Source organism: Pseudoxanthomonas sp. JBR18 (assembly GCF_028198165.1).
Classification (GTDB): domain Bacteria; phylum Pseudomonadota; class Gammaproteobacteria; order Xanthomonadales; family Xanthomonadaceae; genus Pseudoxanthomonas_A.
In genome coordinates, this window is record NZ_CP116339.1 from 1411777 (window position 1) to 1425730 (window position 13954).

A 13954-nucleotide genomic window follows, 5' to 3' on the forward strand; every position below is an offset into this window, starting at 1 on the left:
TCATTCTCGCGAAAGCGGGGATCCAGCGCCTCAAGAAAAGGCCCGCCGCAAGGCGGGCTTTTTCGTGGCGATTCCAAGGCCTTCCGGCCTGATCCGCATGACCGCCGCGTCAAGTAAGCGCATGACGGCAAGGCTCCGCTATCCGATCGACGAAAGCCTTGTCACAATCCGGACCTTGACCCGATCACCGAGACTTCGATGACCGAGCCGTCCTCCATCGGCAGCTGGCTGCTGATCCTGGACTGGGTGATCCGCCTGGCTGCGCTGGCGTGGATTCCCTCCCGGACCACGCCGGCGGCAGCGCGCAGCTGGCTGCTGCTGGTGTTCTTCGTCCCCCTGGCCGGGTTGCCGCTCTACCTGCTGTTCGGCCACCCGTGGCTGTCGCGCGAACGCATCCGGCGCCAGGCCGAGGCCTCGCAGCTGATCCGTGAGGAACAAAAGCCCCTGGGCGAGCTGCGCTGGCACCCGGCCGGCGACGGCGCCGATACCGAGATGGTCCCGTTGGTCGAGCGCCTGGGCGATTTCATGCCCACCCACGGCAACGCGGTGACCCTGCTGGACGATTACGAGGCCTCCCTGCGCGCCCTGCTGGAGGACATCGCCACCGCGCAGGACCGCGTGCACCTGCTGTATTACCTGATGTTCGACGACCGGGTCGGGGATATGGTCTGCCATGCCCTGCTGCAGGCGTCCGCGCGCGGCGTGGAATGCCGGCTGATGCTCGACGCGGTGGGCGCCAAGCGTGGCATGCGCGCCTACGCCACGCGCCTGCGCGCCGGCGGGGTGCGGGTGCAGGAACTGCTGCCCGGCGGCCTGCGCTGGCGGCGCAGCGGGCGCATCGACCTGCGCAACCACCGCAAGGTGGCGGTGATCGACAACCGCGCCGGCTACATCGGCTCGCAGAACCTGGCCGATCCGGGCGCCTTCGTGCGCGGCCACCCCAACCGCGAACTGGTCGCGCGCGTGGAGGGCCCGGCGGTCTCGCACCTGGAGGCCATCTTCGCCAGCGACTGGTACCTGGAGACCGGCGAGCGCCTGGACGTGATCGTGACCACGCCGGTGCGCGAGTCCAACGTGGCCGCGCAACTGCTGCCCAGCGGGCCGGCCTATCCGTTCTCCAATGCGCGCGACGTGGTGTGCGCATTGATCCACCTGGCCCAGCGCAAACTGGTGCTGACCACGCCGTACTTCGTGCCCGACGACGGCACCCTGAGCGCGCTGCGCATCGCCGCGCTCTCCGGCGTGGACGTGCAGCTGATCCTGTCAGCCAGCAACAACCAGCGCCTGACCGCCTGGGCGCAGGAGTCCTACTACGGCGAGCTGCTCGAATCGGGCGTCAAGATCGCCCACTACCGCCCGCACTTCCTGCACGCCAAGCACCTGAGCGTGGATGAGGACATGGCGCTGGTCGGCTCGATGAACCTGGACATCCGCTCCTTCGCCCTCAACGCCGAGGTGGGCATGCTCTGCTACGACGCTGGCGTGGTGGCCAGCATGCGCAGGATCGAAGCCGAGTACCTGGCCGAAGCGGAGGTGCTGACGCTGGAACGTTGGAACCAGCGACCGGCCTGGAAGCGCAGCCGCGAAGGCATCGCACGGCTGGCCGATTCGTTTATCTAAGCCGACGTGCTGGCAGTCGCCAGGCGCACCGCACCCCACGCCAGCAAGCCCAGCCGCGTCATGCGACCCACGCGCGTGCGGGAGGTCGCATGGCGGTCGCATGCAGCGCCCGGATCACTGCAGCGTGCTCAGGCCGCCGCCCAGTCCGGCTGGGCATCGTCGAAGCGGTAGATGTCCATCGCCAGAAAGCCCATATCGATACCCGCATCGATGCGCGTGGCGCGAAACGTGTCGCCCGCCGCGCCCATCGCCACATAGATCGGCTGCCAGTGCTCGTCGGTGGGATGGGCCTGCTCGGCCCCCGGCGCACGCCGCCGATAGTCCAACAGTGCATCGACATCGCCGGCTGCCAGCGTGCGCTCGACCCAATCGATGTACGGCCGCACGTAAGGCGCCTGTCGGCCTTCGCCGTAATTGCGCAGATCATGCAGGTTGTGGGTGATGCTCCCCGAGCCGATCACCAGCACGCCCTCCTCGCGCAGCGGTGCCAGTGCGCGGCCCACGGCCAGCTGGTGTGCCGGGCCAGCCAGGGGCTGGATCGACAGCGGCACCACCGGCACGTCGGCGTCCGGGTAGAGCAGGCGCAGTGGCACCCACATGCCGTGGTCCAGGCCGCGCCGCGGATCGATGTGCGGCTGCAGCCCGGCCGCGTCCAGCAGTTGGGCCACGCGCAGCGCCACCTCCGGTGCGCCCGGCGCCGGATACTGGATGTCGAACAGCGCCTGCGGGAACCCGCCAAAGTCATGAATGGTCTCCGGCGTGGCCGCGCTGCCCACCAGCGGCGCGCGGGCCAGCCAGTGCGCCGAGGCGATCACCACCGCCTTGGGCCGGGGCAGGTCGCGGGCCAGTTCGGCCAGGCGCTGGCCCACCTGCCCGGGGTCGAGCGCGGTCATCGGCGAGCCGTGCGAGATATACAGCGAGGGCAGGCGGGCGGATGCGTTCATGGCAGGGTCTGTTCCAGCACGAAGAAAGTGCTGCAGCGTATTCCCGCCAACCCAAGGGATAAACTGCGCGCGAAGCCAGAATTTGTTGCGGAGGCAGAAACAATGGACACGCTTGAGGCCATGCGGGTCTTCGCCACGGTGGTCGAGCGCAGCGGGTTTTCCGCCGCGGCCGACGCCCTGGACATGTCCACCCCCAGCGTCACCCGCCACGTCGCCTGGCTGGAGCAGCGCCTGGGCACGCGCCTGCTCAACCGCACCACCCGCCATGTCAGCCTGACCAGCGCCGGGGCCACCTACCACGAGCGCTGCCTCAAGCTGCTGGCCGAGTTCGAAGCCACCGAGGCGGCGCTCACCGCCCAGACCCTGGAACCCTCGGGCACGCTGCGGGTCAACGCCCCGGTGAGTTTCGGCATCGCCCGCCTGGGTGACCTGGTCACCCGGTTCTCGCGCCTGCATCCGCAGGTGGTCGTGGATGTGGATCTGTCCGACCGCCTGGTGGACCTGGTCGAGGAAGGCTACGACGTGGCGATCCGCATCACCCGCGAGCCCGCGCCCTCGCTGATTGCCCGGCCGCTGGCCGAGGCGCAGATCATGCTGTGCGCCGCGCCGGCGTACCTGCGCCAGGCCGGGACGCCGCAACGCCTGTCTGAGCTGGCCAGCCACCAGGTGCTGGGCTACCGCTACTGGACCGGCGGCGACGAATGGCGCCTACATGGACCCGACGGCGAGGAGAGCGTCCGCGTGCGCGAGTCCATGCGCGCCAACAATGGCGACCTGCTGCGCGAAGCGGCGATCGCGGGAATGGGCATCACCCTGCAGCCGGACTTCATCGTCGGCGAGGCGGTGGCCGATGGCCGCTTGGTGCGCCTGCTGCCGCAGTACCAGGTGCCCGCCGTGCGCATCTACGCGGTCTACGCCAGCCGCAGTCACCTGGCACCCAAGGTGCGCAGCTTCATCGACTTCCTGGTCGAGACCTTTGAGAACACCTGTCCGCGCCCTGCCTCCGGCCTCACCCAGGCCGCCTAGGACCTCCCATGCCTTCCCTGCCCCCACAGGACATTGCCATCATCGGTGGTGGCGCTGCCGGCACGCTGACCGCGCTCCACGTGCTGCGCCAGGCCAACGGTCCGCTGCGCATCGCCATCCTCGAACCCCGCCCTGGCCTGGGGCGCGGTGGCGCACACGCTACCGAGCACGCCGAGCATGTGCTCAATGTCCGCGCCGGCGGCATGAGCGCCTTCAACGCGGTGCCGGGCGACTTCGTGGACTGGCTGCAGCACGACATGGCCGAAACCCCGCGCGAGGCGCTGGCGGCCAGCTTCCAGCCGCGTCGGCGCTTCGCCGCGTATCTGGCCGCGCGTCTGGCCCAGGCGCAGCAAGCGAGCCAGGCCACGCTGATCCACCTGCGCGTGCGTGCGCTCGGGCTGGAGCAGGCCGACGACGGCTTTGTGCTCGCTTTGGCCGACGGCACCACACTGCAGGCTGCGGCCGTGGTGCTGGCGACCGGCAATGCGCCGCGTCCGCTGCCGGCGCGCGGCGCGTCATCGCTACCGGCCGGGCGGCGGGTCGAAGCTTGGGACATCCCCGCAATCGAACGCATCGCGCCCGAAGCGCGGGTGTGCATCGTTGGTTCCGGCCTGAGCATGGTCGATGCCGCCATGGCCCTGCTCAGCGCTGGTCACGCCGGGCCGTTGCACGTGGTCTCGCGCCATGGGCTGATGCCGCTGCCGCACGTGGACGGACAGCCCGCCCATGCACTGGACATCGACGTCTTCGCCGCGCTGCCACTGCGGGCGCGCATGCGCGCGCTCCGGCAGGAGGTCGCCGATGCCCAGGCTCGCAGCGTACCGTGGCAGTCGGTGATCGATGCCCTGCGCCCACACGTGCAGCGTCTGTGGACCACGCTGTCGGCCGACGACCAGCGCCGCTTCCTGCGCCATGTCGTGCGCCTGTGGGACGTGCATCGTCATCGTATCGCCCCGGCCATCCACCAGCAGCTGATGGCCGCGATGGCACGCGGCCAACTGCAGGGCCATCGCGCGCGCCTGGCAACGGCCATCGCCGGCGAGCGCTGCGTGCAGCTGCGGGGACAGGGCCGCGTCGGACAGGTACTCGCGCTGGACGTAGAACACGTCATCAACGCCACCGGTGTGGAGCTGCGCATCCAGGCCATGAGCAACCCATTGTTGACCGAACTGATCGGCCGCGGCCTCGCCCGCCCCGGCCCCCACGGTATCGGCCTGGACACCGCCCCCGACGGCCGTCTGCGCGACGCCAACGGCCACGCACAGCGCGGGCTGTTCGCCCTGGGCAGCCTGCGCATCGGCACTCTATGGGAATCGCTGGCGATCCCGGAGCTGCGGGGGCAGGCGGAGGGGATTGCGGCGTTAGTGTTGGCGCAGTGATGTTGCTAGAGCTAAGGCTCTGCACAACCGCCGAGAATGGCTCAAACAGCATGATATCCAACGCTATCTAGGCCACCTTTGCAGCGCGGGATTGACCCGCCCCCCCAGGCAAACCTTTGCGTTCCTAGCATCCTTCGAAAATTCAGGATCCTGGGCGCTCATCGCGAATCGCCTCCAGCCCTATAAAGTGGCATTAAGAGCAAGCGACGAAGAGTTGGCTAGATGCGCCCGCTTCGCACACAAGCAGAAACATGTATTTTCTATCAACTGCCGCACATTCGGACTAGATCGAACTCTCACACGTGCTGCCAGGTCATCGCTTTCACTCATTCCACTTCCGAATGGCATTTGTGAGGACAATCATCTGATTGCCCCAATCCAAACGATTTTCCATCACCTCTTTGGTCATATGAGGGCGCGCTGCGATAGCCAGCTCAACTTTATCTACCGCCTGAAGCCCAAGCTCACTTTCCAGATATGACTTTCCCTTAGCCGCCTTCTTGGTACTGGGGAAGAACAGGGCATATTGATCAGGATCGGCAGCGCTAGGCTTACCGAGTGCAGCTGAAAGAACGGCTCCAGGCAAATAGCTTTCGATCTCCTTGCCCGCCGTGATCCAAATCGCAGCGTTAGGTATATTCTTAACTGCGTGCTGGGCCTTTCTCACACGGGGTTTGAGGCGCGCAGCACTAGATGACCGATCGCTATCGCAGATCAATGCGACGTTCCGATTGAGTGGAATTAGGTTGATCAAGCCATCTTCTTCAGCCCCGGGGGCCGCGAGTGTCGTCCTGGCGAGCAATGAGCCGCCATAGAACGCGCAGGCGTAATCGCGGCCTTCAAGCAGCTCTCCGCCAGAAAAAATCTCGATCCAGTGGTTTATATAGATCGCATCTGATGGACCCTCCACCCAGATAATGCCATTGGCCTGAAGGATGTCAGAGGCCTTCGCGCCAAGCTCTCCTAGCACGTGAGCTCGATCGAAGAACTTGTCGATGGTTTGAGTGCTTGCGCTCTCCCCATCATGGGAGATCCGGACGAACTGGGCGTGCTCGGCGCGGCTAAATAGGTCTAACGTGGCGCTAGAGTGGGTTGTGAAGAACACGAAGCATTGATGCTCTTGCGTGAAAGCATCGATAAACTTGAGGAGTCGTCTAAGAAGTGAGGGATGGAGATTGTTCTCTAGTTCCTCGAAGGCAAAGACGTAATCCGACGGCGAACGGTTCTCGATCTTTGGAATCAACAAGAGATTCAGGAGCACCAGGATCACGGTCTTCAGCCCGCTGCCTGAGTTGGTGAGCGGGATCAATCCTTTGCGCTGCTCCTCTAAAAATACTTCCCACTGCCCAGCCGAAGCAGCTCCCGAGTCTTGGTCGTGCTGCTGGATGAAGATCTGCAAGAACTCCCCATCAGGTCCGAAGATCTGGCTCAGGGCTTTGCGAAGCTCATTTTGAATGATCGGGCGGCTAACCGAGATCTTCCCGGCGTTGATCAAGTGGTCGCGAATGATATTGGTCGCCCCGCGACCGTCAGGCCAGAGCTTAAGGCTGGATTCCGCAATCTCCGGGCGAATGTCGCGATCTGCCATCAGATGAAGAAATCTTTTGCTGTCGAATGGGGTGGCGATCCGCGAAAGTGCCTGCTTAAGCCCGTGCAATGCGCCCTGACCTGGGTGATAGCTCACACGGTTACCATAAACATTTGTGCTACGTGGCTGTGTCTCTAGAATCTCAACCTCTGAGTCCTTCGACCATTTAACAGGTGTGTCGACAAAAAATAGTCCGTTGTCACTCCAGTGATCACCATTCATAGCTCCGCCACTGTGGTGGCGCGGGAAGAATGGGCGCAAATCGTCTTCGGTGATGATTCCCTCAAGCAAGAAGGAACCCTCGCGGGCCTGGCGAGAGTGGCTGCCCTCGCACATGTTCCTTACCAGATTTAGCAGCTGAGACTTGCCGGTATTGTTCCTTCCGATGATCACCGTTATCGGAACGAACTTGTCGAACCCGCACCAGTCTCCTGTGAAACAGCTGTATCCCTTCACCTTAGCGCTTGTAATTGGCATCCCTGTTCCCCTGTTGTCCCGTGCGCCAACTCAGCGCTGTGTCGCTTAAGTCTATGGGATGCGGGGCGTTTATCTAATGTGGATATCTGCGAAGGACTTGCCAACCAATCTAGTTGACTTCACAAGAAGAGGAGCGGCTTAAGGCATAGCTTCCCTGTTACGACGTGTCGACAAGCAGCGCCCTCACCCCATCACCCGCCCCCACATCTCCCGAATCGCGAGCCCGCCGCCGCCGATCAGCACGCCGAAGTACACGATGCTGGCCAGGTTCATCAGGTGGCCGAGCAGCACCGCCACGCCGTCGCGCTGCATCAGGCCGATGGCAAGCAGCAGCAGCGCGATGGCGGGCAGGGTGTTGCTGAAGGGCACGAAGCCGAACGGGGCCATCAACAGCACGGCGCCCAGGACCAGTCCGGCATCGTTGAGCATCTGCGCCGGGCGTGGATCGACCAGCCCGGGCAGGCGATGCGGGCGGCTGATCTTCTGCAGGCGGCCGACCCAGGTCAGGCCGCGCGTCAGTGCAGCCCGTAGCCGGTCTGCCGGCAGCTGACGCTGGCGCAGGCGGGCCGGCAGCCACGGTGGGCGGCGCAAGAGCCGCGAGACGCCCACCAGCAGGATGCCCGCGCCGAACACCGTGCTCACCCCGGGGATGGACACCGGGATCAGGAACACCAGGGTCAGCAGCGCGGTCAGCATCAACAGGCCTTGTGGGCCGAACTGCTCCAGCAGCGCATCCAGGCTGAGCTGGTCCGGCGGGAGGCGATCGATGGCGTGCTGCAGCTGGTCGCCCAGCGTCTGCTCCGAGGCGGTCGAGGACATGCGCGAGGAACGTGTGGTGAGGGAGGCGCCTGAGCCTAGCCCGAAGGCCGATGTCGGCGCTGTCAGGCACCGATCGGATGGGGGCTTGCGTTCAATCAGGCGTGCCGACGCTCGCTGTGGGCGGCCAGGAACGAGCGCAGCGAGGCCGGCTTGACCGGCTTGGTCAGCAGCCGGTAGCCGCGCTCGCGCGCCTCGACCTTGAGCTCATCGCGGCCATCGGCGGTGAGCAAGGCCCCGGCAATGGGCTTCGGACTGGCGGCGCGCAGCGCATCGAGCGTATCCAGGCCTTCCAAGCGATCGTGCAGGTGGTAGTCGACCAGCATCACCGCCGGCGCGTCGGCGACCACGCGCTCGAGCGCGGCGTCCACCGTGCTGGCACTGACCACCTCCACGCCCCAGCGGCCCAGCAGCACGCGCATGCCGTCCAGGATCTCCTGGTCGTTGTCCACGCACAGCACCTTCAGGCCAGTGAGTGAATCGCTGGCCGGTGGGCGCCGCTGGCGCACGGCCGGGGCGCTGACGGCGGCCGCGCGCGGCACGGTGATGGAGAACATGCTGCCCATGCCGACGTTGCTACGCGCATCCAGCGGCGCATCGAGCACGCGGGAGATGCGCTGGCAGATCGACAGGCCCAGCCCCAGGCCCTGCTCGCCCCAGTCGAAGGGCTGCTGGTAGCGCTGGAACTCATCGAAGATCTGACGCATGTGCTGGGGCGGGATGCCCGGGCCGGTGTCCCACACCTGCAGTTCCAGCAGCGCGCCGCGGCCGCGCATGCCCAGCACGATGCGTCCCGAGCGCGTGTAGCGCAGCGCATTGGCGATGAAGTTCTGCAACACGCGGCGCAACAGGCGGCGGTCGCTGCGCACCGGCGCGCTGGCGCGGGTATGCACGCGCAGCTGCAGGCCGCGGTTGCCGGCGACAGGCGCGTACTGGGCGGCCAGTTCGCGCAGCAACTCGGCCGCGTCGAAGTCGGTCAGTTCGGTGCGCAGGCGATTGGCGTCCATGCGCGAGACATCCAGCAAGCCGTCCAGCAGTTCCTCGGCCGCGCGCAGCGAGGCGTCCACGCGCTCGGCCAGGCGTACCTGCTCGGCGGGATCCCCGCCACTCTCGCGCAGGGCCGAGGTGAACAACCGCGCGGCGTTGAGGGGCTGCAGCACGTCGTGGCTGATGGCCGCCAGGAAGCGGGTCTTGGACTGCTGCGCGGCCTCTGCCTCCTGGCTACGCTCGGCCACGCGCTGCTCCAGGGTTTCGTTGACGCGCAACAGCGCCTGTTCGACGCGCTTGAATTCGGTGACGTCGTTGTAGCTGGTCACGTAGCCGCCGCCGGGCAACGGTTGCCCGCGCATCTCGATCACCTGGCCATCGCTGCGCACGCGCTCGAACACATGCGGGCTGCCCGCGCGCATGTAGCCGATGCGCTTGCTGACCTGCTCCTCCACATCGCCGTCGCCCAGCTCGCCCTTTTCCGCGTTGTAGCGGATCAAATCGGCCACGGGGCGGCCGACGTAGAGCATGCCCTCGGGGTAGCCGAACATGGTCTGGTAGCGACGGTTCCAGGCCACCAGGCGCATCTCGTGGTCGACCACGCTGACCCCGGAGCTGATGTTCTCCAGCGTGGAGGAGAGGATCTCGCGGTTGAAGCGCAGCTCCTGCCCGGCCTCGTCCAACACCGCGACCACCTCGCCCAGTTCCATGCCCGAGCCGCGCAGCACGCTGGTCAGCACCAGCCGCGCCGAGGCCGCGCCGATGGCCGAGGCCAGCAGCCGCTCGGTGAACTGCACCCAGGCACGGTCGGCGTTGGCATCGAGCTTGAGCTCGCGGCCCAGCTCCTCGGCCTGCTCGGTGAAGGCGCGGCTGGCATGGCGTTCGCCAACCACGCGCTGGGCCAGGGACATCAGGTCGGCCACCCGCACGTTGCCCGGCCACTCGCTGGCGATCAGCGCGCGCCGCTGCGCATACGGATCCAGGAACGGCACGATGCGCAGGCGCTCGTCCAGGCTGGGTCGCCAACGCGCCGAGACGATCATCATCGTGGCCGCATTGAGCAGCAGGGACCAGAACGTGCCGTGGGTCAGCGGATCCCAGCCGGACAGGTGGAACAGCTGCTGCGGGCGCAGCCAGCTGATGTCGAACGGCCCGGTGCGCAACCATTCCGGCCCCAGCCAGCCCGAGGCCGACAGGGTCGGCAGCAGCAGCGTGTAACCCCACACCGCAAAGCCCACCGCCATGCCCAACTCCACGCCGTGGCGGCTGGCGCCCCGCCAGTACAGGCCGCCGATCAGCGCAGGCGCGAACTGCGCCACCGCCGCGAAGGCGATCAGGCCGTAGCTGGCCAGCGTGCTGTCGCCATTGCTGCCGCGGTGGTAGGCGTAGGCGCCCAGGGCCAGCAGCACGATGACGGCGCGGCGGATCCACAGCACGCGGGTGGCCATGTCGGCGGCGTCGTGGCGCTCGCCCCAGCCGCGGCGCAGCAGGATCGGCATGACCAGGTCGTTGCTGATCATCGTGGCCAGGGCGATGCTGGCCACGATCACCATGCCGGTTGCCGCAGAGAAGCCGCCGATGTACGCGGCCATCGCCAGCTTGTCGTGGCCCATGGCCATTGGCAGGGCCAGCACGTAGGTATCCCCGGCCTGCGCGCCGCGACCGCCAAACAGCTCCACGCCGGCGGTGGCAATGGGCACCACCATCAGCGAGATGATCACCAGGTAGCCGGCGAACATCCAGCGCGCGCGGCGCACGTCGCCCACGTCGCAGCACTCGACCACCGCCACCTGGAACTGGCGCGGCAGACACAGGATGGCCAGAAAGCCCAGCAGGGTCTGGGTGAAGAAGCCCACCGGCGGCTGATTTTCGAATAGCGTGCGCGCGGCCTCCCCCAGCGGATGCTCGCGCGCGCCCAGCCAACGCCAGGACACGAAGCCCACCGCGACCAGGGCCACCAGCTTGACCACCGACTCGAAGGCCAGCGCGGCCATCATGCCGTGATGGTGCTCGGTGGCATCGACCTGGCGGGTCCCGAACAGCGCGGCGAACAGCGCCATCAGCAGGGCCACGTACAGGGCCGGATCGTGGAAGAAGCCGGTGGCCTCCGGGTTGTACCCGGTCAGCACGCCCAGGCTCATGGCCACCGCCTTGTACTGCAGCGCCAGGTAGGGAATGACGCCGAACAGCGCGATCAGGGTGACTAGCGCGGCCAGCCGGCGCGAGCGGCCGTAGCGCGAGGAGATGAAGTCGGCGATGGAGACGATGTTGTGGCTACGCGCCACCAGCGCCAGGCGCTCGATGATGCGCCAGCCGAACAGCATCAGCAGCAACGGGCCCAGGTAGATCGGCAGGTAGCTCAAGCCATGGCGCTCGGCCGTGCCCACCGCGCCGTAGAAGGTCCACGACGAGCAGTACACCGCCAGCGCGGCCGAGTAGATGATCGGACGCAGCCAGCTGCGGTTGGGATAGAGCGGGTAGCGATCACCCAGCCAGGCCACGCCGAACAACACTGCGGCATAGCCGACGGAGATCCCCAGCAGGACCCAGCCTGAAATCATGGTCTCTCTTCCTGATGGCCGCCGGGCCGCCGTGGCACCTCCCGGCAAGGCGGGCCAGTGTACGTTGCCGCTGTCAGCGCACGCACGCGACACTCGGGCCGCCATGCCCGCATCGCGATGCATCGACGTGGACTGAAGAACGCCTGCGCCGTCCGGCTCGCCTGGCGAACGGGTCGGGCAGGCGCGGTCGCGCCTGCGTGTCGGCGGTTACCGACGCCAAGGCCCGTGCGCGCCGCTTTCTGAGGGTTTGCTGTATGGCCTGGAGCGTCGGGCGCGGCAAGGCGCGGAGCGGAGCACCGTCATCCTGCAAGGCGCGATCACGCTGGCCGGACCGGACAGGGCAACGCCATCAACCGCCGCGCAGCGGCAACGCATGCGGCGACACCCGCATCGCAGGCGGTATTCAGCCCACCTGCGCCGGAGCGAAGCTCAACCGCGCCACGGTGCCACGCCCCGGATCGGACTCGATCTGCATGCGCCAGCCCAGGTGCTCGCTCAGCCGGGCGATCAGGTCCAGGCCGATGCCGCCCCCGTCTCGCCCGCCCCCGCCACGCGCCAGCCGGCCATAGACCGCGCTGATCTCTTCCGGCGACATACCGTGCCCGGGGTCGCGAATGACGACGGTGGCCTCGGGCTCCAGGCCCACCTCGATCCGGCCGCGGTCGCTGTTTTCCACGGCGTTGCGCAGCAGGTTGCCGACCGCGGCCTGGACGATGGCCAGCGGCGCGCGGATCGCGCAGGGCTGCAGGGGCGCGACGACCAGCTCCAGGTCACGCCCCTCGGTCAGGTGCTGATGGTCGGCCACGACCTCAGGCAGCAGGTCCTCCAGCGCGACCACGTCGGCGCTGCGGTTCAGGCGCGAGGGATCCTTGGCCAGGACCAGCAGCAGGGAGATCAACTGCTCGACATTGCGTGCGGTGCGGCGCACCCGCAACAGCGGCTGGCGGGCGGCGGGCGGCAGGTCCGGCTGCTCCAGGGCCAACTCGTTGGCACCGGCGATCACCGCCACCGGCGTGCGCAGTTCATGGCTGGCGCTGTCGATGAAAGCGCGCTCGCGCTCGACGAAGCGGGCGTTGCGCTCCAGGTAGTCGTTGAAGGCATCGCCGATCACACGAAGTTCCTCGCTGGCGTCGTCGGCCACGGCGATGCGCGCGGTCCCCTCATCCGGCCGCAGCCGAACGATCTCGCCGGCCAGCGCGCTCAATGGTCGGACCGCGCGGCCCAGGCCCCAGGCCATGACCAGGCCGAAGACGGTGATGGCCGCCGCCGCGGTACCGATGGTGACCGCGGTTACCGAGCCTTCCACCCCCTCGAAGCGGGTCAGATCCAGGGCCAGGGCCAAGCGCCCCAGGGAGGTGTCCTGAACCAGCACCACGTGTTCGACCCCGCCGATCTCGAAGTCGTCGTGCAGGCCTGGACTGAGCCTGGCCAGATCGGTCGGCACGTCGGGATCGGTCTGCAGGAAGTACATGCGCTCGGCCGGGTCGTCGATCCAGTTGTAGCGCGGGTCGGCGGTCCTGCGGTCCACGAAGTGCTGCATGTCCGAACGCATCAGCGAGCGCCAGACCTGACGCTCGGCGTGTTCGTTAACCACCTCCCCGCCCATGACCACCGCCGCGGTCACCACCACCAGGTAGAGCAGGGCCCAGCGCAGCAGGCGCGCGCGCAGCGAGCTTCTACGCGCCATCGGCCGGCGCCGTTCCCGCATCGATGCGATAGCCCACCCGCGGCAGGGTCTGGATCAGCTTGGTGTCGAACGGACCATCCACGCTGCGCCGCAGCTCGTAGATATGCGAGCGCAGCATGTCCCCGTCCGGCGGCTCCTCGCCCCACAGCGCATATTCCAGGCGCTGCCGGGTCACCGCTGCCGGACTGGCCTGCATCAACACTTCCAGGACCTTGCGGCAGGCCGGATACAGATGCAGCGCGCGGCCGGCGCGATGGGCTTCCAGGGTGGCCAGATCCAGGGTCAGGTCACCGACCTGCAGGACCCGGCGCCGGTTGCGCCCCTTGGCCCGGGCCAGCAGCGCCTCCAGGCGCACCTCCAGCTCCTGCATGGCGAACGGCTTGGTCAGGTAGTCATCGGCCCCGGTGCGGAACCCGTCGATCTTGTCGGGCAGCTCGTCGCGCGCGGTCAGCATGATCACCGGCACGTCACTGGCGTGCTCGGCGCGCAAACGATGCAGCACCTCGCGGCCATCCATGCGCGGCAGCATCCAGTCCAGGACCACCGCATCGAAGGTCTGCGTGGTGGCCAGATGCAGGCCGGTCACCCCATCCGGGGCGGCATCCAGGGCATGCCCACGCGGTTCGAAATAGTCGAACAGGTTGGCGACGAGATTGCGATTGTCTTCGATGACCAGCAGCCGCATGGCCGCATCCTCCTGCACAGGTGGCGGCGCGGGCAGCCCACGCGAGGCGGATTTTGCACGCGCGGGCTGTCGGAATCCCGTGGGAACCGGCGCCGGCGCCCATGTTCCCATAGCCACACGTGACTTGATTGGTTAAGCGCGGCCAACGTCGCTCCGACGGTGCTCCGACAGCGGAATGTCCAGC

9 protein-coding genes are annotated in these 13954 nt (G+C 67.2%); 3 read left to right on the plus strand and 6 right to left on the minus strand.

What is annotated here, in order from left to right; genetic code table 11:
• The first annotated feature begins 198 nt into the window (after positions 1-198).
• The gene (gene cls / locus PJ250_RS06490) at positions 199-1620 is read left to right on the plus strand and encodes a cardiolipin synthase (protein ID WP_271647763.1); all 1422 of its coding nucleotides are present in this window, start codon (positions 199-201) and stop codon (positions 1618-1620) included.
• Between the two features lie 128 nt (positions 1621-1748).
• Here the strand turns inward: cls and PJ250_RS06495 are convergent, their stop codons facing one another.
• A complete protein-coding gene (locus tag PJ250_RS06495; protein WP_271647765.1) occupies positions 1749-2564 on the minus strand; it encodes a dioxygenase family protein in 816 nt (271 codons plus the stop codon).
• Between the two features lie 102 nt (positions 2565-2666).
• Here PJ250_RS06495 and PJ250_RS06500 point away from each other — a divergent pair, with 102 nt between their 5' ends.
• Together PJ250_RS06500 and PJ250_RS06505 are read left to right on the plus strand one after the other, a co-directional pair.
• Entirely contained in the window at positions 2667-3590 is a 924-nt protein-coding gene (locus PJ250_RS06500) for a LysR family transcriptional regulator (protein WP_271647767.1), read from the plus strand.
• A gap of 8 nt (positions 3591-3598) precedes the next feature.
• Positions 3599-4969, plus strand: coding sequence for an FAD/NAD(P)-binding protein (locus PJ250_RS06505; protein WP_271647769.1), 1371 nt, complete (start codon positions 3599-3601; stop codon positions 4967-4969).
• Positions 4970-5291: 322 nt separating this feature from the next.
• Here PJ250_RS06505 and PJ250_RS06510 read toward each other — a convergent pair whose 3' ends face one another.
• The 5 genes from PJ250_RS06510 to PJ250_RS06530 all read right to left on the minus strand — a co-directional run bounded on the left by PJ250_RS06510 (position 5292) and on the right by PJ250_RS06530 (position 13770).
• Positions 5292-7013 (minus strand): ATP-dependent nuclease, encoded by a 1722-nt coding sequence (locus PJ250_RS06510; protein ID WP_271647770.1) that lies wholly within the window; start codon positions 7011-7013, stop codon positions 5292-5294.
• A gap of 204 nt (positions 7014-7217) precedes the next feature.
• Entirely contained in the window at positions 7218-7853 is a 636-nt protein-coding gene (locus PJ250_RS06515; protein ID WP_271647772.1) for an exopolysaccharide biosynthesis protein, read from the minus strand.
• Between the two features lie 95 nt (positions 7854-7948).
• Positions 7949-11398, minus strand: coding sequence for a hybrid sensor histidine kinase/response regulator (locus tag PJ250_RS06520; protein WP_271647774.1), 3450 nt, complete (start codon positions 11396-11398; stop codon positions 7949-7951).
• Positions 11399-11801: 403 nt separating this feature from the next.
• Entirely contained in the window at positions 11802-13085 is a 1284-nt protein-coding gene (locus tag PJ250_RS06525) for a sensor histidine kinase (protein ID WP_271647775.1), read from the minus strand.
• Positions 13075-13770: a response regulator transcription factor gene (locus tag PJ250_RS06530; RefSeq protein ID WP_271647777.1), complete on the minus strand. Its 696-nt coding sequence runs from the start codon at positions 13768-13770 to the stop codon at positions 13075-13077. The genes PJ250_RS06525 and PJ250_RS06530 overlap by 11 nt, the downstream gene beginning before the upstream one ends.
• Positions 13771-13954 lie beyond the last annotated feature (184 nt).